General features: G+C 54.1%; 19 protein-coding genes. All 19 read left to right on the top strand.

Annotated features, from left to right (window positions below):
• Nucleotides 1-71 precede the first annotated feature (71 nt).
• Nucleotides 72-1,370: an EF-P 5-aminopentanol modification-associated protein YfmF gene (yfmF, locus tag IC803_RS10755; protein WP_081206930.1), complete on the top strand. Its 1,299-nt coding sequence runs from the start codon at nt 72-74 to the stop codon at nt 1,368-1,370.
• Nucleotides 1,351-2,640, top strand: coding sequence for an EF-P 5-aminopentanol modification-associated protein YfmH (yfmH, locus tag IC803_RS10750; protein WP_081206931.1), 1,290 nt, complete (start codon nt 1,351-1,353; stop codon nt 2,638-2,640). Before yfmF ends, yfmH begins: the two co-directional genes overlap by 20 nt.
• Nucleotides 2,641-2,697: 57 nt before the next feature.
• The gene (gene ymfI / locus IC803_RS10745) at nt 2,698-3,414 is read left to right on the top strand and encodes an elongation factor P 5-aminopentanone reductase (protein ID WP_081206932.1); all 717 of its coding nucleotides are present in this window, start codon (nt 2,698-2,700) and stop codon (nt 3,412-3,414) included.
• Between the two features lie 63 nt (nt 3,415-3,477).
• Nucleotides 3,478-3,726: a DUF3243 domain-containing protein gene (locus IC803_RS10740; protein ID WP_081206933.1), complete on the top strand. Its 249-nt coding sequence runs from the start codon at nt 3,478-3,480 to the stop codon at nt 3,724-3,726.
• Between the two features lie 127 nt (nt 3,727-3,853).
• On the top strand, nt 3,854-4,645 hold the full coding sequence (locus tag IC803_RS10735; RefSeq protein WP_081206934.1) for a DUF3388 domain-containing protein: 792 nt from the start codon (nt 3,854-3,856) through the stop codon (nt 4,643-4,645).
• 25 nt (nt 4,646-4,670) lie between these two features.
• Nucleotides 4,671-5,561, top strand: coding sequence for a helix-turn-helix domain-containing protein (locus tag IC803_RS10730; RefSeq protein WP_081206935.1), 891 nt, complete (start codon nt 4,671-4,673; stop codon nt 5,559-5,561).
• Between the two features lie 78 nt (nt 5,562-5,639).
• Nucleotides 5,640-6,218: a CDP-diacylglycerol--glycerol-3-phosphate 3-phosphatidyltransferase gene (gene pgsA / locus IC803_RS10725; RefSeq protein WP_081206936.1), complete on the top strand. Its 579-nt coding sequence runs from the start codon at nt 5,640-5,642 to the stop codon at nt 6,216-6,218.
• Nucleotides 6,219-6,244: 26 nt separating this feature from the next.
• Nucleotides 6,245-7,489, top strand: a complete 1,245-nt coding sequence (locus IC803_RS10720) for a competence/damage-inducible protein A (RefSeq protein WP_081206937.1) — start codon at nt 6,245-6,247, stop codon at nt 7,487-7,489.
• 180 nt (nt 7,490-7,669) lie between these two features.
• Nucleotides 7,670-8,713 (top strand): recombinase RecA, encoded by a 1,044-nt coding sequence (gene recA / locus IC803_RS10715; RefSeq protein WP_081206938.1) that lies wholly within the window; start codon nt 7,670-7,672, stop codon nt 8,711-8,713.
• 525 nt (nt 8,714-9,238) lie between these two features.
• Nucleotides 9,239-10,795, top strand: a complete 1,557-nt coding sequence (rny, locus tag IC803_RS10710) for a ribonuclease Y (protein WP_081206939.1) — start codon at nt 9,239-9,241, stop codon at nt 10,793-10,795.
• A 109-nt stretch (nt 10,796-10,904) separates the two neighbouring features.
• Nucleotides 10,905-11,699 (top strand): TIGR00282 family metallophosphoesterase, encoded by a 795-nt coding sequence (locus IC803_RS10705; protein WP_081206940.1) that lies wholly within the window; start codon nt 10,905-10,907, stop codon nt 11,697-11,699.
• A gap of 129 nt (nt 11,700-11,828) precedes the next feature.
• A complete protein-coding gene (gene spoVS, locus IC803_RS10700) occupies nt 11,829-12,089 on the top strand; it encodes a stage V sporulation protein SpoVS (RefSeq protein WP_008878506.1) in 261 nt (86 codons plus the stop codon).
• Between the two features lie 92 nt (nt 12,090-12,181).
• Complete coding sequence (locus IC803_RS10695; RefSeq protein WP_081206941.1) at nt 12,182-13,105, top strand: dipeptidase; 924 nt, start codon at nt 12,182-12,184, stop codon at nt 13,103-13,105.
• A gap of 171 nt (nt 13,106-13,276) precedes the next feature.
• Entirely contained in the window at nt 13,277-15,049 is a 1,773-nt protein-coding gene (locus IC803_RS10690) for a 2-oxoacid:acceptor oxidoreductase subunit alpha (protein ID WP_081206942.1), read from the top strand.
• Nucleotides 15,016-15,882, top strand: a complete 867-nt coding sequence (locus IC803_RS10685; protein WP_081206943.1) for a 2-oxoacid:ferredoxin oxidoreductase subunit beta — start codon at nt 15,016-15,018, stop codon at nt 15,880-15,882. The genes IC803_RS10690 and IC803_RS10685 overlap by 34 nt, the downstream gene beginning before the upstream one ends.
• A gap of 239 nt (nt 15,883-16,121) precedes the next feature.
• Nucleotides 16,122-17,693 (top strand): tRNA (N6-isopentenyl adenosine(37)-C2)-methylthiotransferase MiaB, encoded by a 1,572-nt coding sequence (gene miaB / locus IC803_RS10680; RefSeq protein WP_081206944.1) that lies wholly within the window; start codon nt 16,122-16,124, stop codon nt 17,691-17,693.
• Nucleotide 17,694: 1 nt separating this feature from the next.
• Complete coding sequence (locus IC803_RS10675) at nt 17,695-18,126, top strand: YlbF/YmcA family competence regulator (protein ID WP_081206945.1); 432 nt, start codon at nt 17,695-17,697, stop codon at nt 18,124-18,126.
• Between the two features lie 337 nt (nt 18,127-18,463).
• Complete coding sequence (locus tag IC803_RS10670; RefSeq protein ID WP_063166223.1) at nt 18,464-19,012, top strand: outer spore coat protein CotE; 549 nt, start codon at nt 18,464-18,466, stop codon at nt 19,010-19,012.
• A gap of 95 nt (nt 19,013-19,107) precedes the next feature.
• Nucleotides 19,108-21,831: a DNA mismatch repair protein MutS gene (mutS, locus tag IC803_RS10665; RefSeq protein ID WP_081207035.1), complete on the top strand. Its 2,724-nt coding sequence runs from the start codon at nt 19,108-19,110 to the stop codon at nt 21,829-21,831.
• Nucleotides 21,832-21,844 lie beyond the last annotated feature (13 nt).

Raw genomic sequence — 21,844 nt, 5'->3', positions numbered from 1 at the left:
AGGTATATTGTTGATAAGACATCTCACAATAAGCATACCGTCCACTTTATGAAGGAGAAGGAGGAGTTTGATTGGTCGACGAAAAAGTAACGGCGGTCGGACCGGTTCGTGTCCATACGATTTCGACCGATAAGTACAAAACGAATACACTCGTCTGGAAAATGAAAGCGCCGCTCGCTAGGGAGACGGTGACGCTGCGCGCGCTGCTTCCGTACGTCTTGCAAAGCGGCACGGCTGATTACCCGAGCGTCAAGGCGCTGCGCACTTACCTGGATGAGCTGTACGGCGCGACGCTGAACGTCGATTTAACGAAAAAAGGCGAAGACCATATTATGACGATCCGCATTGATGTGGCGAACGAGCGGTTTTTGCCGGAGCAAACGCCGCTTCTAGAGAAAGCGCTTCAACTGCTCGCCGATCTCTTGTTCCGCCCGGCGCTTGAAGGCGGCCGGTTTGTTGAAGACATCGTCGCCCGGGAAAAGCGGGCGCTAAGCCAGCGCATTCAAGCGGTATATGATGATAAAATGCGCTATGCGAGCATGCGCCTCGTGCAAGAGATGTGCAAAGGCGAGCCGTACGCCCTCTCGCCAAACGGCGAGCTTGGGGATGTTGACGCCATCACGGCCGAACAGCTGCACCGCTATTACGAACAGGCGCTAGCCGAAGATGAGCTTGACTTGTATGTCATCGGCGATGTCGATGAGGAGACCGTGCTCGCTGCCGTAAAGCAGCGCTTTTCTCTCCCTGACCGTCCGCCGTCGGCGCGCGCGCCGCTCGCTCCGGCAAAAGCACGAGGGGAAGCGAATGAAGTCATCGAGCGGCAAGATGTCAAGCAAGGGAAACTGAACATCGGCTACCGCACAAACGTGACGTACGAGGATGGCGATTATTACGCCTTGCAGCTGTTTAACGGCATTTTCGGCGGGTTTTCCCATTCGAAGTTGTTTATCAATGTGCGCGAGAAGGCGAGCCTCGCCTATTATGCCGCATCCCGGCTTGAAAGCCATAAAGGGCTTTTGCTCGTCATGTCCGGCATTGAGCCGGCCAATTACGAGAAGGCGCGCCGCATCATTGATGAACAAATGCAGGCGATGAAAAACGGCGATTTTACGGATGAAGAAATGGCGCAAACAAAAGCGGTCATCCGCAACCAGCTGCTTGAGACGCTCGATACGCCGCGCGGGCTTGTCGAGGTGCTGTACCATAACGTCGTCTCAACGCGGAAACGCCCGTTAGACGAATGGCTTGCCGGCACAGACGGCGTGACGCGCGAGGATGTCGTGCGCGTCGCCGAAAAGGTGGCGCTCGATACGGTGTACTTTCTGACCGGAATGGAGGGGGCGACGGAAGATGGAAAAACGGGTGTATGAAACGCTGCAAGAAGCGCTGTTTTATGAAAAAATGGACAATGGCCTTGATGTCTACATTTTGCCGAAAAAAGGGTTTCATAAAACGTATGCGACGTTTACGACGAACTACGGTTCGGTTGACAACCAGTTCGTCCCGCTTGGAAAAACGGAAATGAAACGCGTCCCGGACGGCATCGCCCATTTTTTAGAACATAAGCTGTTTGAAAAAGAGGACGGCGACGTGTTTCAACAGTTCAGCAAACAAGGCGCTTCGGCGAACGCCTTTACGACGTTCACCCGCACCGCCTATTTGTTTTCGAGCACCGACAACGTCGAGAAAAACTTGGAGACGTTGATGGATTTTGTGCAAACGCCGTATTTTTCCGACAAGACGGTCGAAAAAGAAAAAGGCATCATCGGCCAGGAAATTCGCATGTACGACGACAACCCGGATTGGCGCGTTTACTTCGGCGCCATCGAAAGCATGTACCATCACCATCCGGTCAAAATTGACATCGCCGGCACGATCGAATCGATCGCCGAGATTACAAAAGAACTGCTGTATGAATGTTACGAAACGTTTTATCACCCGAGCAACATGTTGTTGTTTGTTGTCGGCCCGGTCGATGAACAAAAAATGATGCAGCAAATCCGCGACAACCAGGCGAAGAAGTCGTTCCCGCAAGCGCCGGAGGTGAAGCGGTTTGTGTACGAAGAACCAAGCGGCGTGGCGGAAAAGAAAAAAGTCATTCCGATGCATGTGCAGACGAATAAATGTTTTGTCGGCATTAAAGCGCCGTCCGTACCGAATGCCGGCGGCCAAAAGCTTCGCCATGAGCTCGCGTTTCACGTGCTGCTCGATTACTTGTTCGGCAAAAGCTCGCCGCATTACGAACGGCTGTACCGTGAAGGGTTGATTGACGATACGTTTATGTACGACTATACGGAAGAGCGCGAATTTGGCTTTGCCCTTGTCGGCGGCGACACGAGAGATGCGGAACGGCTTGCGGCAGAGGTGCAGGAGGTGCTGCGGTCGTTTTCAGCCGATGCAGTGCAAAAAGATGAGCTCGAGCGGGTGAAAAAGAAAAAAATGGGCGCCTTTTTGCGCGCGCTCAACTCGCCGGAATACATCGCCAACCAGTTTACGCGCTACGCTTTTTACGGCGCCAGCTTGTTTGACATTTTGCCGGCGCTCTCGTCACTTGCGCTTGACGATATTGCTGCTGTCGCCGACTCGTGCTTCCGCGACTCGCAAATCGCTGTTTGTGAAGTTGTGCCAAAAGGACAATGACGGCATCCTTCATGAGAAGGATGCTTTTTTGCGGCAAAAGGAAGGGGAGAACGTCTGATGAATTACGCATTAATCACTGGCGCTTCCGGCGGCATCGGGCAAAGCATCGCCCGCGAGCTGGCCAAAGCCGGCTACGGGCTGCTGCTTCATTACTATCGGCGGCGGGTGCCGGTCGAAACGTTACAAAAAGAGCTTGCAGACACGCACGTCGTCCTGCTTGAAGCCGACTTGTCCGCGCCTGGCGGAGTCGAGGAGCTTCTTTCGCAAATCGACCGCCCGGTGGACGCCATCATTTATAACAGCGGGGCGAGCTATTACGGATTGCTGACCGATATGAATGATGAACTGATCGAGCGGATGGTGCGTCTCCATGTGACGAGTCCGGCGCAGCTCGTGAAAAAACTGCTGCCGCCGATGATCTCGAGAAAGCGTGGCCATATTGTGTTTATTTCGTCGATTTGGGGGCTTTGCGGTGCATCGTGTGAAGCGGTGTATTCGATGACAAAAGGCGGGCAGAATGCGTTCGCCAAAGCGCTCGCTAAAGAGCTTGCACCGAGCGGCATCCGCGTCAACGCGGTCGCGCCTGGGGCGATTGCTACCGATATGCTGCGAGCGTTCAGCGCTGAGGAGCTTGAAGCGCTGGCTGACGAAATCCCGGCCGGTCGGCTCGGCACGCCTGAAGAAGTGGCGAAAACGGTGGCGTTTCTTTTATCCGACGCGGCTTCCTACATCACCGGCCAAGTCATTTCTGTCAACGGCGGTTGGCATTGCTAAACGTATATTTTCTGTTCGGGCAGGCAAACTATCCTTGAAACGTTCATCAAGGAGGGAATGCATATGTCGGTATTGGATAACTTTGAACAATGGAAAGACTTTTTGTCCGATCGGCTCCAACAAGCGCAACAACAAGGGTTGACCCAGCAAGTGATCTCGGACGTAGCCTATCAAATCGGGGACTACTTGGCAAGAAACGTCGATCCGAAAAATCCGGAGGAACGGGTGCTGGCCGATCTTTGGAAAGTGGCCGATGAAAAGGAACAACACGTTCTTGCCAACATGATGGTGAAGCTTGTCCAACAAAAATAACAATCGTTAGAGAGGGGAATCCCTCTCTTTTTTCTTTCCCCTTTTCGGTTGCTTTTCCGTTTGCGATTATAGTAGTATGAACTTAGCATAAGGCGTTCGTGCGGACACCGACAAGGGAGGAGACGGGATGGGCAAGCAGGAATGGTATTTAGAGTACGAAATTCATGTCAACCGCCCGGGGCTGTTAGGTGACGTTGCATCGCTGCTTGGCATGTTGTCGATCAACATCGTGACGATCAACGGCGTCCGGGATTCACGCCGCGGCATGCTGCTTCTTTGCGACAACAACGAGCAAATTGAACGGCTGTCAACAATTTTGCGGACGATGGACAACATCACGGTGACGAAGCTGCGCCAACCGAAGCTGCTTGACCGTCTGGCCGTCCGCCATGGCCGTTACATCCAGCGCGATGCCGACGATAAAAAAACGTTCCGCTTTGTCCGCGACGAACTCGGGCTGCTTGTCGATTTTATGGCGGAACTGTTTAAAGAAAAAGGGCATAAGCTTGTCGGCATTCGCGGAATGCCGCGCGTCGGCAAGACGGAGTCGATCGTCGCCGCCAGCGTGTGCGCCAATAAGCGATGGCTGTTTGTATCATCGACGCTGATCAAACAGACGATCCGCACCCAGCTGATGGAGGATGAATATAGCGAGGACAACATTTTCATCATTGATGGCATCGTCTCGACGCGCCGGGCGAATGAGCAGCACTGGCAGCTCGTTCGCGAACTGATGCGCCTTGAGGCGACGAAAGTCGTGGAACATCCGGACATTTTTGTTCGCCATACGGAATATACGCTTGACGATTTTCATTATATTATCGAGCTGCGCCATGAGCCGGACGAAGATATTTCCTACGAAGCGATCGAGCGCCCGTCCTTGTTGGGCGGCGACGGCTTTTCTGAATTTGGGTTTTAATTAAAAAAATGGAAGGTGTTGGCCGTTGACGGAATTAGGAAAACGTTTGCGGGAAGCGCGGGAGGAAAAGCAAATTAGCTTGGACGAGCTGCAGGAGATGACGAAAATTCAGAAGCGGTATTTGATCGGCATCGAGGAAGGAAATTACGCCATCATGCCGGGCAACTTTTATGTGCGCGCCTTCATCAGGCAATACGCCGAGGCGGTCGGCCTCGACCCGGACGAGCTGTTTGAACAATATAAACAAGACATTCCGCAGTCTTATCAAGATGATATTCCGCAGCCGCTGTCACGCGTGAAAACGCGCCAGCAGCTTTCTGCCGAGGGGGCGAAATGGCTCGATTGGCTGCCGAAGCTGATCGCTGCGGCAGTTGTCATCGGGGCGGCTGTTCTTGTTTGGGTGCTGCTTCAGCGCGGCACGGCGAGCGAGCCGCCGGCGCGGACGAGCCCGGAGACGGCGGAGGTCGAAAGCCCGAAAAACTCGCCGCTTGAACAGGCGAAAGAAAAGCAACGAGCGAAGGAAACGGATGAGAAGGTCAAAGAGGAAAACGAACAGCCGGCGCCGGCGGCCGGGGAAGAAAAGCCGGCTTCCCCGGCCGCTGCGCTCAGCGTGACGACAAAGCAAGGCAATACAGCGACCATCGAGGTGAAACATGATGGTTCTTTTTCCATTGAATTGGCATCCAAAGGGACGTCATGGGTCGAAGTGTACAACACGAAAGGCCATTCGTTTTACCGCGGCAACTTAACAAAAGGGCAAACGAAAACGTTCGACTTGTCAGCCGAAAGCGAAGTATGGGTAAAAATCGGGCGCACGCTCGACGTCGACATGAAAGTAAACGGCCAGCCGTTTGCTTATCCGTTTGCCCCGAAAGACGAAGTGTACCAAAAGCTGCGTTTCATCCTAAAACAATAACGGCAAAAAGCGGCTTTTTCGCGGAAAGGAAGCCGCTTCTTTGTCCGGATCGATGTTGAACTAGCGGAGGTATTCGTTGTGAACTTGCCGAATAAAATTACGATAGCGCGCATTATGCTCATCCCGTTTTTCTTGATCGTGATGCTTGTTCCGTTCGGATGGGGAAGCATCCAAATCGGTAAGACGGTGCTCCCGATGGCCCATCTTATCGGCGCGCTCATTTTCATCATCGCTTCAACGACCGACTGGATTGACGGCTATTACGCCCGCAAATACGGATTGGTGACAAATTTAGGGAAATTTTTAGATCCGCTCGCCGATAAACTGCTTGTATCGGCAGCGCTCATCGTGCTTGTCGAGCTTGGCTCCGCTCCGGCGTGGATGGTGATTGTCATCATCAGCCGCGAGTTTGCCGTCACCGGGCTGCGGTTGGTGCTCGCCGGCGAAGGGGAAGTGGTCGCCGCCAACGTGCTTGGAAAAATTAAGACGTGGACGCAAATTGTGGCGATCTCCGCCCTGTTGCTGCATAATGTTCCATTTTCGCTCATCTCGTTCCCGTTTGCCGATTTGGCGCTTTGGGTGGCGGTGATTTTCACCATTTGGTCCGGTTGGGATTACTTTGTGAAAAACAAACATGCTTTTTCCCATTCAAAATAGCCGGCCAGAAAGGGGGATAACGTCCGTTGAATGCGGAAATTATCGCTGTCGGCTCCGAGTTGCTGCTCGGACAAATTGCCAACACGAACGCCCAGTTTTTGTCGCAGCAGCTCGCCGAACTTGGCATTAACGTCTATTTCCATACCGCCGTCGGCGACAATGCCGCCCGTCTCGAACAGGCGGTCAACGTGGCACAGGCCAGGGCAGACTTGATCCTTTTCACCGGCGGGCTCGGCCCGACGAAAGACGATTTGACGAAAGAGACGATCGCCCGTCTGCTCGGCCGCCGGCTCGTCACTGACGAGGAGGCGTTGCGGGCGATTGAAGCGTACTTTGTCCGCACGAACCGGCCAATGACAGAAAACAACAAAAAGCAGGCGCTCGTTTTGGAAGGATCGGCAGTGTTGAAAAACGAGCACGGCATGGCGCCGGGGATGGCGCTTTCAGTCAATGGCATTACATACATGCTGCTGCCCGGGCCGCCGAAAGAAATGCGGCCGATGTTTACAAAATACGGACGCGCGTTTTTGCGCAGCGCGTTTTCGCTTTCAGAGCGCATCGAATCGCGCGTGCTTCGCTTTTTTGGCATCGGTGAATCGGCGTTGGAAACGGCGATCGCCGATTTGATTGACGCCCAGTCCAATCCGACGATCGCCCCGCTGGCCGGCGATGGGGAAGTAACGCTCCGCCTGACGGCGAAGCACCGGGATCAGGCGGAGGCGAAACGGTTGCTTGATCAAACGGAAGCGGCCATTTTGACGCGCGTCGGCCGCTATTGTTACGGATATAACGACGAAACGTTGTTTACGAAAACGATCGAACGGTTAAAAGAAAGAGGATGGACGGTCGCTGCGGCTGAGAGCCTGACCGGCGGGCGGTTTCTCGAACAGCTGACAGCCATCCCGGGCGCGTCGGCTGTCGTGCAAGGCGGCGTCGTCTGCTACACAAACGGCGTGAAAGAAAGGATGCTTGGCGTGCCGCAGCCGCTGCTTGAGACGGACGGGGCGGTGAGCGAACCGTGCGCCCGCTTGCTTGCCGAAAACGTCCGCGCGATGTGCGGCGCTGATGTTGGCATCAGCTTTACCGGCGTCGCCGGCCCCGACCCGCTTGAGGGCCACCCGCCCGGCACCGTTTATGTCGGCATCGCCGTCCGCGGGCGCGACACAGCCGTCCACCGCCTCACCTTATCCGGCACGCGCGATGACATTCGCGTCCGCACCGCCAAATACGGTTGCTTCTTTTTGTTAGAGACGCTCGCGGCCGGCGACTGACCGGCCGCTTCTTCCCCTTAAAATATTCCACCGCACACTGTTGTCTTCCACCGCATAAGCATGGTGATTGTTGCTAGTTTCCCCATTGAAAAAACGAATAAACGTTCGATTTTTTGCTTGGCAATGGCCGCAAAACGCGGTATAGTATAAGTAGCTTTAGAATTAAGGAGGAGTAGGTTAGTGAACCAAGATCGTCAAGCCGCCTTAGAGCAGGCATTAAAACAAATTGAACGACAGTTTGGCAAGGGGGCTATTATGAAGCTCGGCGAGCAGGCGGAGCGGCAAATCTCGACCGTTCCGAGCGGCTCGCTGGCGCTCGACATCGCGTTGGGCGTCGGCGGTTACCCGCGCGGGCGAATCGTCGAGATTTACGGTCCGGAATCGTCCGGGAAAACGACCGTTGCCCTTCATGCGATCGCTGAAGTGCAAAAACGGGGTGGGCAGGCAGCTTTCATCGACGCAGAGCATGCGCTTGATCCGATTTATGCACAAAAATTAGGGGTCAACATCGATGAGTTGTTGCTTTCCCAACCCGACACAGGCGAACAGGCGCTCGAAATTGCTGAAGCGCTCGTGCGAAGCGGTGCGGTCGATATTATCGTCATCGACTCGGTGGCGGCGCTCGTGCCGAAAGCAGAAATTGAAGGGGAGATGGGCGACGCCCACGTCGGCTTGCAAGCCCGCCTCATGTCGCAGGCGCTCCGCAAGCTGTCCGGCGCCATTAACAAATCGAAAACGATCGCCATCTTCATCAACCAAATTCGCGAAAAAGTTGGGGTTATGTTCGGCAATCCGGAAACGACGCCAGGGGGACGGGCGCTTAAGTTTTACGCTTCCGTCCGCCTAGAGGTGCGCCGCGCCGAGCAAATTAAACAAGGCAATGACATGGTGGGCAACAAAACGAAAATCAAAGTCGTCAAAAACAAAGTCGCTCCGCCGTTTAAAACGGCCGACGTCGACATTATGTACGGCGAAGGCATTTCTCGCGAAGGGGAAATTATCGATATGGCGTCCGAGCTTGACATCGTGCAAAAGAGCGGTTCGTGGTATTCGTACAAAGACGAACGGCTCGGCCAAGGGCGGGAAAACGCGAAGCAGTTTTTGAAAGAAAACCCTCACATCGCCGACGAGATCGCCCGCGCCATTCGTAAACATTACGGCATCGATGCCGGCGAGGCGGGCGGCGAACCGCAGCAAGACGAGTTCGGGCTGCTTGACGAGTAACCGTACGAAGGCGTCCCAGCTACTGCTGGGACGCCTTTTTCTAAAAGGCGGGGATGTCACGGCGAATGCGGCTATAACTGACATTTTTGCGTCGAGAAGCATGTTGCCCTTCGCCGCGATCGGGAACCGTTGAGTGAAGGGGCACCGATTCGCTGCTTGTTCGCCCGGTGGAACGGGAGATCTGCCTTTTTTTGCTGCGTTCCGCCCGGGGCAGGCGGGACGATGTCCCGGTCATACACCTTAGCGGCACAGGCGGCGGTTCGGGCGCGCCTGTGTAATATCTTGACAATTCATGTTGCCGCCTTTACAATGAACATGTATATTTGTCCATATACACGGCAGGGCCATAGGCCCGCTTGAGAAGGCGAACCGCTTTCGTGCGGTGAAGGCCGCACGGGAACGCCAAGCAAAACGACCGAGCCAATGCGTTGAAAACGGGAATGTCCACGTGCGCCGGACAGTTGGGGACAACCGCGGCGCGAAGAAAGAGCGAAAGAAAACTGTACAGCAAGAGGAGGTGAAACGATGGGTTCGATCATCATCTCCGCTTTGCTTGCCTTAGTCATTGGTGCCGTTGTTGGCTTTTTTGTTCGCAAATCGATTGCCGAAGCAAAAATCGGCGGGGCGAAAGCAGCTGCCGAGCAGCTGATTGAAGAGGCGAAACGCGCAGCGGACGCCTTGAAAAAAGAGGCGCTTCTCGAGGCGAAAGACGAGATTCATAAACTGCGCACGGAGGCGGAGCGCGACATCCGCGACCGGAGAAGCGAACTCCAAAAACAAGAAAACCGCTTGATGCAAAAGGAGGAAAACCTCGACCGCAAAGATGAAGCGCTCAATAAACGCGAGGCGCTGCTCGAAGCGAAAGAAGAAGCGTTAAACGAAAGACAACAGCATATTGAACAAATGGAAAGCAAAGTGGAAACGCTCGTCAAACAGCAACAAACCGAACTGGAACGCATTTCCGGATTGACGCGCGACGATGCGCGCCAGCTCATTTTAGAACGCGTCGAAAAGGAGCTGTCGCATGAGATTGCGATGATGGTCAAAGAGGCGGAAACGCGAGCGAAAGAGGAGGCAGACAAGCGGGCGAAGGCGATTTTGTCGCTCGCCATCCAGCGTTGCGCCGCCGATCATGTCGCCGAAACGACCGTTTCTGTCGTCAATCTGCCAAACGATGAAATGAAAGGGCGAATCATCGGACGCGAAGGGCGGAACATTCGCACGCTTGAGACGCTGACCGGCATCGATTTAATTATCGACGATACGCCGGAGGCGGTCATTTTGTCCGGATTTGACCCGATTCGCCGCGAAACGGCGCGCATTGCGCTAGATAAGCTCGTGCAGGACGGCCGCATCCACCCAGCGCGCATTGAAGAAATGGTTGAAAAGGCGCGCCGTGAAGTGGACGAGCACATCCGCGAAGTCGGCGAGCAGACGACGTTTGAAGTCGGCGTCCACGGCTTGCATCCGGATTTAATCAAAATTTTAGGGCGGCTCAAGTTCCGGACGAGCTACGGGCAAAACGTCTTAAAACATTCCGTGGAAGTGGCGTTTTTAGCCGGGCTGATGGCGGCCGAGCTCGGGGAAGACGAAATGCTGGCGCGCCGGGCCGGCTTGCTTCATGACATCGGCAAGGCGATTGATCATGAAGTGGAAGGAAGCCATGTGGAAGTCGGCGTCGAGCTGGCGACGAAGTATAAAGAACATCCGGTCGTCATTAACAGCATCGCCTCTCATCATGGCGACACTGAGCCGACGTCGGTCATCGCCGTGCTCGTCGCGGCGGCGGACGCCTTGTCGGCAGCACGGCCGGGGGCGCGCAGCGAAACGCTGGAAAACTACATCCGCCGCTTAGAGAAGCTCGAAGAAATCGCCGAATCGTACGAAGGTGTGGAAAAATCGTACGCCATCCAAGCTGGACGCGAAGTGCGCATCATGGTCAAACCGGATATGATCGACGATTTGGAAGCGCATCGGTTGGCGCGCGATATCCGCAAACGGATCGAAGAAGAGCTCGATTATCCAGGCCATATTAAAGTGACCGTCATCCGCGAAACGCGGGCGGTCGAATACGCGAAATAAAGTGGCAGCCTATTGCCACTTTATTTTTTTGCCCGTAAAATAAGAGAGTATACCGATCGCCCGATGATCTTTGCCGTGGCGATACGTTCAAGTTAGAAAGGGATTGATGATGAGAATTTTATTTATCGGCGATGTCGTCGGTTCGCCGGGGCAAAAAATGGTCGAGCATTATTTGCCGAAATTAAAAGAACGGCATCGGCCGGATGTCGTCATCATTAACGGCGAAAACGCCGCTGGAGGGAAAGGGATCACCGAGGCGATTTACCGTTCACTGCTTGCGCAAGGCGTCCATGCTGTCACGCTCGGCAATCACGCTTGGGATAAGCGCGATATTTTTGAATTTATCGATCAGGCCAAAGCGTTGATCCGCCCGGCGAACTATCCGCCCGGCACGCCGGGGAAAGGCATCGTCTACGTGCCGACCGAGCATGGCGAGGCGGCGGTCATCAACTTGCAGGGGCGGGCGTTTTTGCCGGCGATTGACTGCCCGTTCCAAACGGCAGATGAATTGATTGCCGCTGCCTCCGCGCGCACGCCGGTCATCATCGTCGATTTTCACGCCGAGGCGACGAGCGAAAAACAGGCGATGGGCTGGTATTTGGACGGCCGCGTGTCCGCAGTCATCGGCACGCATACGCACGTCCAGACGGCCGACCACCGCATTTTGCCGAAAGGGACGGCGTACATTACCGATGTTGGGATGACCGGCCCGTATGACGGCATTTTAGGGGTCGACCGGGAGGCGGTATTGCGCAAGTTTTTAACCGGGCTGCCGGTTCGCTTTAGCATCAAGGAAGGAAGAAGCCAGCTGAACGCTGTGCTGGTCGATATCGACGCCAAAAGTGGGCGGGCGCTTCGCATTGAGCGCTTAATGATTAACGATGACCATCCATATTTTGAATAGTTTATTTTTTATAAATTTTTAAAAACATACTCCCCCCGTGCAGGAATAGTTGTCGAAGCAGTGAATATAGTTACAATGAAGACTTTTTATCGAAATTCATTTTCCAAGGAAACGAGGGAGGAGCTAGAAATGGAAATATTAAAAGTTTCAGCAAAATCGAATCCGAACTCTGTAGCTGGTGCACTTGCCGGGGTGTTGCGCGAGCGCGGCGCGGCGGAAATTCAGGCGATCGGCGCAGGTGCATTGAACCAAGCCGTTAAGGCAGTAGCGATCGCACGAGGGTTTGTGGCACCAAGCGGCATGGACTTAATTTGCATTCCGGCATTCACGGATATTATGATTGATGGAGAAGAGCGAACAGCGATTAAATTAATCGTCGAACCTCGTTAACTGGATGACCGGTAAATGGTAAAATATAACCTGTTGGCGCCTTCCATCTCGAAGGCAGGCAGGTTATTTTTGCTTTTTAAGGGGGAACGCGAATGATTTTTGATGCTCATTGTGACGCGCTGATGAAACTATGGCAAGACCGGTCATTGTCGTTTCAGGACGGGCCATCGCTTCATGTTGCGCTTTCGGGAATGGCGGAAGCCGGGGTGAAAGTGCAATGCTTTGCCATCTACGTGCCGGAAACGGTGCCGGAAGAGGCCCGGTTCACTGCGGCGCTTGAGATGGCGGATCTGTTTTTCACCCGCATTGTCGATATGTTTCCGTCTGTGAAGGCGGTGCGGACGAAACAAGACATTGCCTCCCTTAGAGAAGGGGAGATCGGCGCGATGTTGACGCTTGAAGGATGCGATGCGATTGGCGCCAACCTTGTCAAGTTAAAGACGCTCCTTCGTCTCGGCGTTGCTTCTGTCGGCTTGACGTGGAACTTTCCGAACGCCGTCGCCGACGGGGCGTGGGAAAAGCGCGGCGCCGGGTTGACTGCGTTCGGCCGGCAAGTCATCGAGCTGCTCAATGAAACGAAACGATGGGTGGATGTGTCGCATTTATCAGAAAAAGCGTTTTGGGATGTGATGGAGACGGCCCGTTTTCCGATCGCTTCCCATTCAAACGCCCATCGCCTCTGTCCGCATCCGCGCAATTTGACGGACGAGCAAATTCAGGCGCTGATCGAAAAAGACGGAATGATCGGCATTAATTTTGTGCCGTATTTTTTGACAAGCGACAAACGGGGAGCGACGGTCGCGGATGTGCTCCGCCATCTTGATTACGTATGCGCTCTCGGAGGGGAAAACAACGTCGGGTTTGGCTCTGACTTTGACGGCATTACGGAGACGGTGGCTGGCCTTGAAGCCGTGAAGGACTACCTTCGGCTTGTCAATGAATTGTACAAGCACTACTCCAGCAGTCAAGTTGAGCGTTTTTTGTTCCGCAATTTTTACGAGCATTTGCCGGAGTGATAAATATCATTGAATATATAGTTCTATTAAGCCTAGAATAAGAGGCGGAACGTTGACAGCGTTGGCCAAATACAATTATCAAGCGGAAGGCGTCCAAAAATGTAGTCTATTTGTCAGAAAAGTGATACAATAATATCGAGAGGCTGTAGTGAACATAAAGGGGTGTAAAACATGATCGAACAGCTGTCATGGAAAGTAGGCGGCCAGCAAGGGGAAGGGATTGAAAGCACAGGGGAAATTTTCTCCGCGGCGCTGAACCGCCTCGGGTACTATTTATACGGGTACCGCCATTTTTCTTCCCGCATTAAGGGGGGGCATACGAACAATAAAATCCGCGTCAGCACGAAACCGGTGCGGGCGGTCGCGGATGATTTGGACATCTTGGTCGCGTTCGATCAAGAGACGATCGATTTCAACTTTCACGAGCTCCGCAGCGGCGGCATCGTCATTGCGGACGCCAAATTCAACCCGGTGATTCCCGAACGGGAAGGGGTGTCGCTTTACGCTGTTCCGTTCACCGATATCGCGACGGAGCTTGGCAACTCGCTGATGAAAAACATGGTTGCCATCGGTGCGACGAGCGCGGTGCTTGGCTTAGATGCCGGCGTGTTCGAAAGCGTTGTCGCCGACACGTTCGCCCGCAAAGGGGCGCAAGTCGTCGAGAAAAACATGGAAGCGATCCGCACCGGGGCGCAATATATGGAAAAGCAGCTTGACGGCCGCGCTGAGCCTATGAAACTCGCAAAAGCCGACGGCAAACAGCGGATGTTTATGATCGGCAACGATGCCATCGCTTTAGGGGCTCTTGCCGGCGGGGCGCGCTTTATGGCCGCGTATCCGATTACCCCGGCTTCTGAAATCATGGAATATTTGATAAAAACATTGCCTGACTTCGGGGGCACGGTCATTCAAACGGAGGACGAAATCGCTGCTTGCACGATGGCGATCGGCGCCAACTACGCCGGCGCTCGGGCGTTTACCGCCTCTGCCGGACCGGGGCTGTCGCTCATGGCTGAAGCGATCGGCTTAGCTGGAATGACGGAAACGCCGCTCGTTGTCGTCGATACGCAGCGGGGCGGCCCGAGCACCGGCTTGCCGACGAAGCAAGAACAATCGGACTTGCTTGCGATGATTTACGGCACGCACGGGGAAATTCCGAAAATCGTTATGGCGCCGAGCACCGTCGAGGAAGCGTTTTACGACATGGCGGAGGCGTTGAACTTAGCCGAGGAATATCAATGTCCGGTCATTTTCCTGTCGGATTTGCAGCTGTCGCTTGGCAAACAGACGGTCGAACCGCTCGACTACGACCGCGTTGAAATTCGCCGCGGCAAGCTTGTGAACGGGGAGTTGCCGCCGCTTGCCGGCAAAGACAACTTTAAACGGTATGAGGTGACGCCGGACGGCATTTCGCCGCGGGTGCTGCCGGGGACGAAACACGGCATCCACCATGTCACCGGGGTCGAGCACGCGGAAACAGGGCGCCCGTCTGAAACAGCGGCAAACCGCCAGGCGCAAATGGAGAAGCGGCTGCGCAAGCTCGAGCACATCCATTTCCCAACGCCGGTGCATAAGCACACCCGCCACGAAGAGCCGGATTTGCTGCTTGTCGGCTTTTTATCAACGCGCGGAGCGATCGAGGAAGCGCTTGAGCGCCTCGAGCAGGACGGCGTTAAAGTCAACCACGCGCACATCCGCCTGCTTCATCCGTTCCCGGTGGACGACATGCGGCCGCTTGTTGAAAAAGCGAAACGGGTCGTCGTCATCGAGCAAAATGCGACCGGGCAATTGGCGAGCCTGTTGAAAATGAACGTCGGGCATGCCGATAAAATCGCAAGCGTCTTGAAATTTGACGGCAATCCATTCTTGCCAGGCGACGTTTATACCAAATGTAAGGAGTTGTTAGCACAATGGCCACCTTTAAAGATTTCCGCAATGATGTGAAGCCGAACTGGTGCCCGGGCTGCGGCGACTTTTCCGTGCAAGCCGCCATTCAGCGCGCAGCCGCCAACCTCGGACTGGAGCCGCACCAGCTGGCTGTCATTTCCGGGATCGGCTGCTCGGGCCGCATTTCCGGTTATATTCATGCTTACGGATTTCATGGCACGCACGGCCGCGCTTTGCCGCTTGCCCAGGGAGTGAAAATGGCGAACCGCGACTTGACGGTCATCGCCGCCGGCGGCGACGGCGACGGGTTTGCGATCGGCATGGGGCACACGGTTCACGCCATTCGCCGCAACATCGACATTACGTACATCGTCATGGACAACCAAATTTACGGGCTGACGAAAGGGCAAACATCGCCGCGCAGCGCCGCCGGATTTAAAACAAAAAGCACGCCGCAAGGATCGATCGAGCCGGCGTTGTCGCCGCTTGAAATCGCTTTGAGCGCCGGGGCGACGTTTGTCGCGCAAAGCTTCTCGAGCGACTTAAAAGAGCTGACAAGCTTAATTGAACAAGGCGTCAAACATAAAGGCTTTTCGCTCATCAACGTCTTTAGCCCGTGCGTCACATACAATAAAGTGAACACGTACGAATGGTTTAAAGAGCATTTGGTGAAAGTGGACGACATCGAAGGGTACGATCCGTCCAACCGGGAGATGGCGATGCAAACGGTGATGAAATATAACGGGCTTGTCACCGGGCTCATCTATCAAAATAAGGAGCAAAAGTCGTATCAAGAACTTGTTCCCGGTTACAGCGAGACGCCGCTTTCTGAAGCGGATTTGAAACTGAGCAAAGAAAAATTTGCTGAACTGGTCGCGGAGTTTATGTAAAACATGTAAAAATGGAAGTGATTCACGCCCGATGGGGACTTGCCTCATCGGGTGTTTTTTTGCTATTATAACATGTTCCGGACATCCGGAACAAAAACCATTGTGTTTCATTGTCACCCGCGATATACTATGGTAGTGTGTGTGATGGAAGAAATTTGCCGAGACAACATGGGCGGCCGCGCAAATGACAGCCGCCTAGCTGTGTGCGATCAAAAATTTGACGAGGAAAGGAGATTGTTATGAACGAAAAGCAACGTTTGGAACAAACCGGACAAATTCAAACAGCCAGCCATCCAGCGGACAGAAAATCCGACTTGGACCGGCTGAAAGCAAAAACGACGAAAGACTATGAGAAATATTTCACGAGCGTCTTTCTTCCGCCAAATTTAAAAGAGGCGAAAAAACGCGGCAAGGAAGAAGTGCAATATGTGAAAGACTTTACGATTCCGGACGAGTTCCGCGGCATGGGGCGCGGGCGGAAGTTTTACATCCGCACGTACGGCTGCCAGATGAACGAGCATGACACGGAAGTGATGGCCGGCATTTTCATGGCGCTCGGCTATGAGCCGACCGACCGTCCGGAAGATGCGAACGTCATTTTGCTCAACACGTGTGCGATCCGCGAAAACGCGGAAAACAAAGTGTTCGGCGAACTCGGCTACTTAAAGCCACTCAAAACGACGAACCCGGATTTGCTGCTTGGCGTATGCGGCTGTATGTCGCAAGAAGAAGCGGTCGTCAATAAAATTTTAAAGCAATACCAGTATGTCGACATGATTTTCGGTACGCACAACATCCATCGCCTGCCGTACATTTTGCATGAGGCGTACATGTCGAAGGAAATGGTCGTCGAAGTATGGTCGAAAGAAGGCGATGTCGTCGAAAACTTGCCGAAGGTGCGCAAAGGCGACATTAAAGCATGGGTCAACATTATGTACGGCTGCGACAAGTTTTGCACGTACTGCATCGTTCCGTACACGCGCGGCAAGGAGCGAAGCCGCCGCCCGGAAGACATCATCCAAGAAGTGCGCCACCTCGCTGCCCAAGGCTACAAAGAAATTACGCTGCTCGGGCAAAACGTCAACGCCTACGGGAAAGATTTCGCCGATATTCAGTACGGCCTTGGCGATTTGATGGACGAGCTGCGCAAAATTGATATCGCGCGCATCCGCTTTACGACAAGCCATCCGCGCGACTTTGACGACCGGCTCATCGAAGTGCTTGCCAAGCGCGGCAATTTAGTCGAACATATTCATTTGCCGGTGCAATCGGGCAGCACGGAAATTTTGAAAATGATGGGGCGGAAATATACACGCGAGGAGTATTTGGAACTCGTCCGCAAAATTAAAGCGGCCATTCCGGATGTCGCTTTGACGACCGACATTATCGTCGGCTTCCCGAACGAAACGGACGAGCAGTTTGAAGAAACGTTGTCGCTTTACCGTGAAGTCGAGTTTGATTCGGCGTATACGTTCATTTACTCGCCGCGTGAAGGCACCCCGGCGGCGAAAATGAATGACAACGTGCCGATGGAAGTGAAAAAAGAGCGGCTTCAGCGCCTGAACGCCCTCGTCCAGGAGATTGCGGCGAAGAAAATGAAACAATACGAGGGTCAAGTCGTCGAAGTGCTCGTTGAAGGCGAAAGCAAAACGAATCCAGATGTGTTAGCGGGATATACGCGCAAAAACAAGCTTGTCCACTTCGTCGGCCCGAAATCGCTCGTCGGCCAGTTGGTTAACGTGCGCATTACGCAGGCGAAAACGTGGACGTTGACGGGCGAATTAGTGAATGAAGCGATCGAGGTGAACTAAGATGGCAAAATATACGCGGGACGAGATTTTGGTGCAGGCGAAGCAGCTGGCGAAAATGATCGCCGAAACGGAAGAAGTCGACTTTTTCAAACGGGCGGAAGAAAAAATCCACCAAAACGAAAAAGTGCGCACGTTAATCAATGAGTTAAAGTCGCTGCAAAAACAAGCGGTCAACCTCCAGCATTACGGCAAACAAGAAGCGCTGAAGCGCGTCGAGGCGAAAATCGACGCCATTTACGAGCAGTTGGCGCAAATTCCGATCGTCAGCGAATTCCAACAATCGCAAGCCGATGTGAACGATTTGCTTCAGCTCGTCGCCTCGACGATTTCCAATACGGTGACTGACGAAATTCTCGCGTCGACCGGCGGCGATGTGCTGCGCGGTGAAACGGGCGCCGCGCTTCGCTACAACAAGCATGGCGGCTGCCATTAACGAACAAAAAAGCGTCCTTTCGGGCGCTTTTTTCATTTGTCATGGGCAGCGGGCTTGCAAGGGCGGTTTAGGGGGCTTTTTTTGTGCGTGCAGGCGGCGCGGAACGTTTTCGAAAAAGCCTCTTACAGCGATGCGCTAGGCAACGAGTCTTTTTCCGATCGGCAGGCGTCTGACCCTCGTCTGATCAGCACGGCTGTTCGGCGGTGAAAAAGCAGGCACATTGAACGGAACACATGCATACAATGAACTATACGGAATAATGATTCATTTGCTGTGCACATTAGCGGAGATCACGCATAGGATGAAATGAAGATTCATTTGAGGAGGGTTCCGTTCGATGTCTGAATACAGAGAAATTATTACAAAAGCCGTTGTCGGCAAAGGCCGCAAGTTCACGCAATCGACCCATACGGTGACGGCGCCGAACCGCCCGTCAAGCATTCTCGGCTGCTGGATCATCAATCACCGCTATGAAGCGAAAAAATGCGATAAAACGGTCGAAATTCACGGCCACTACGACATTAACGTCTGGTATTCATACAACAACAATACGAAAACGGAAGTCGTCACGGAAACGGTCTCGTACACCGATGTGGTCAAGTTAAAATATCGCGATAAAGACAATTTAATTAGCGACGATACCGATATTATCGTCCGCGTCATCCAGCAGCCAAACTGCCTTGAATGCACCATTTCGCCGAACGGCAACAAAATCGTCGTCGATGTCGAGCGGGAGTTTGTCGCCGAAGTGATCGGCGAAACAAAAGTGTGTGTCGCCATCAACCCAGAAGGGTGCGGCAAAGACGACGATTTTTGCGATGACGACGACCTTGACGAAGAATTGGAAGATTTAAGCCCGGATTTGTTGCTCGGCGAAGAAGAGTAAAACTAGGAAATTTCTTTCCTAGTTTTTTCTTTTGCCGCTTGTTATAATAGTAGCGCAATCAACGGTCTGTCGGCCGAAAAGGTTGGGGAGAAATGATGCCATCGTATACACCGATGATCCAGCAATATTTGCATATTAAAGCGCAATATCCGGACGCGTTTTTGTTTTTTCGGCTCGGTGACTTTTACGAAATGTTTTTTGATGACGCCATAAAGGCGGCGCAAGAGCTAGAAATTACATTGACAAGCCGCGACGGAGGCGGCGATGAACGGGTGCCGATGTGCGGAGTGCCGTACCATTCGGCGCAAGGCTATATTGAACAACTCGTGGAAAAAGGCTACAAAGTTGCTATTTGCGAACAAGTGGAAGATCCAAAAACGGCAAAAGGTGTCGTGCGCCGCGAAGTCGTTCAGCTGGTTACTCCGGGCACGCTCATGGAAGGCAAAGGGCTCATCGAGAAAGAAAACCATTATTTAGCGACGCTGACGCCGTTTGCTGACGGTACATACGGATTGGCTTACGCGGATTTATCGACCGGCGAAGTCCGGCTGACGCTCCTTTCTTCATGGGAGGAGACGATAAACGAGCTGCACGCCATCGGGGCGCGGGAAATCGTCCTCGGCTCTGACAGTGCCGAGGAGTGGGTGCGCGAGCTGAAAGAACGGTACGGAGCGGCCGTCTCGTACGAAGACGAAACATCGCTGCGGGACGAATGGAGCGGCGTCGCCGGCCATGTGACGCAAGAAAAGCTGCGGGCGACTGTCGCCCGCCTGCTCCATTACTTCGTCCGCACGCAAAAACGGCAGCTTGACCATTTGCAGCCAGCTGAGCTGTATCAGGTCGATCAGTATATGAAAATGGACCGGCATTCGAAGCTGCACTTAGAGTTAGTGGAAACGGTGCGGTCAAAAGGGAGGAAAGGATCGCTTCTATGGCTGCTCGATGAGACGGTGACAGCGATGGGAGGCCGGCTCTTGAAGCAATGGCTTGACCGGCCGCTCATTGACCAGCGTGCCATTGAACGGCGCCTCGATTTCGTAGAAACATTGAAAACGTCCTATTTTGAACGGCACGAACTGCGCGACGGGCTGCGCGGCGTCTATGACATCGAGCGGCTCGTCGGCCGCATCGCCTACGGAAACGCCAACGCCCGCGATCTCGTGCAGCTAAAAAAATCGCTCGTTCAAGTGCCAGCGCTTCGCCAGACGGTGGGCAGCCTAGCGCTTGCCGAAGCGGACGAGCTGGTTGGGCGCCTGGATTCGTGCGAAGAGCTTGTCGCTTTGCTTGAGCGCGCCATTCAAGAACAGCCGCCGCTTTCCGTGAAGGAAGGAAACATCATTAAAGACGGGTATGATGAGCAGCTTGACCGCTACCGCGACGCAAGCCGCAACGGCAAAGCGTGGATCGCCGAACTGGAGACGAAAGAACGGGAAGCGACCGGCATTAAATCGCTCAAAGTCGGTTACAACCGCGTATTCGGCTATTATATTGAAGTGACGAAGCCGAACCTTCCCCTCATCCCGGAAGGACGCTACGAGCGGAAGCAGACGCTCGCCAACGCAGAGCGTTTTATTACCGCTGAGTTGAAAGAAAAAGAGGCGCTCATTTTAGAAGCGGAAGAAAAAAGTGTAGAGCTCGAATATGAGCTGTTTGTCGCCATTCGCGAGCAGGTAAAAGGATATATTCCGCGCCTGCAAAAGCTGGCTAAGGCGGTCGCTGAGCTTGATGTGCTTCAGTCGCTGGCGACGGTGAGCGATGAGCGGCGCTACGTGCGCCCGCAATTTTCCACCGATCGCGTCTTGGCCATTCAAGGCGGCCGCCATCCGGTTGTGGAAAAAGTGCTCGGCGCGCAAACATACGTGCCGAACGACTGCTATATGAACCGCGAGCGGGAAATGCTGCTCATCACCGGGCCGAACATGGCCGGGAAAAGCACGTACATGCGGCAAGTGGCGCTCACCGCCATCATGGCGCAAATCGGTTGCTTCGTCCCGGCGGAGCAAGCGGTGCTGCCGATTTTCGATCAAGTGTTCACCCGCATCGGCGCTGCTGACGATTTGTCGGCCGGTCAAAGCACATTTATGGTCGAAATGCTCGAGGCGCGCCGCGCCATCGCCTGCGCGACGCAAAACAGCCTCATTTTGTTCGATGAAATCGGGCGCGGCACATCGACGTATGACGGCATGGCGCTCGCGCAAGCGATGATCGAATACATTCACGACTATATCGGCGCGAAAACGTTGTTCAGCACGCACTACCATGAGCTGACCGCGTTAGAAGGCTCGCTCGAGCGGCTGTGCAACGTCCATGCTCGCGCTGTCGAAGAAAACGGCAAAGTCGTCTTTTTGCACCAAATCGCCGACGGACCAGCCGACCGCAGCTACGGCATCCATGTCGCCGAATTGGCCGGGCTGCCTGCTCCGCTCATCGAACGAGCCCGCGATATTTTAGCCAAGCTCGAGCAATCGGCTGGAAATAGCGCCCTTGCGCACGGGATTGAAACCGGGCCGGAGAATGGCGCGGCTACGAAAGAAGCGCTCCGGCCGCCACGTGGGTTGGAATCGAATGCGAAATCGGCCGCCGGCCGCGCTGCCGAGCGAAGCGCTGAGCAGGAAGCGGGAGATAGAGCGGACGCGGTAAACGAAGCGGCCTTTGAACAGTTGAGCATGTTTCCCGACGTCGTCCCGGCGCCTGCCGAGCCGCACTTGTCCGGCAAAGAGAAAAAGGCGCTTGCGGCGCTTAAGGAAGTCAATTTGCTTGAGATGACGCCGCTTGCGGCGTTAAACAAGCTGTATGAACTGCAAAAACTGCTTAAATAACGGAGGTGGGACG

The sequence above is a fragment of the Geobacillus sp. 46C-IIa genome, from assembly GCF_014679505.1.
In the GTDB taxonomy this organism is placed as follows: Bacteria; Bacillota; Bacilli; order Bacillales; family Anoxybacillaceae; genus Geobacillus.
Note: the sequence above shows the minus strand (reverse complement) of the source record. Positions and strands in the feature narration are given on the sequence as shown.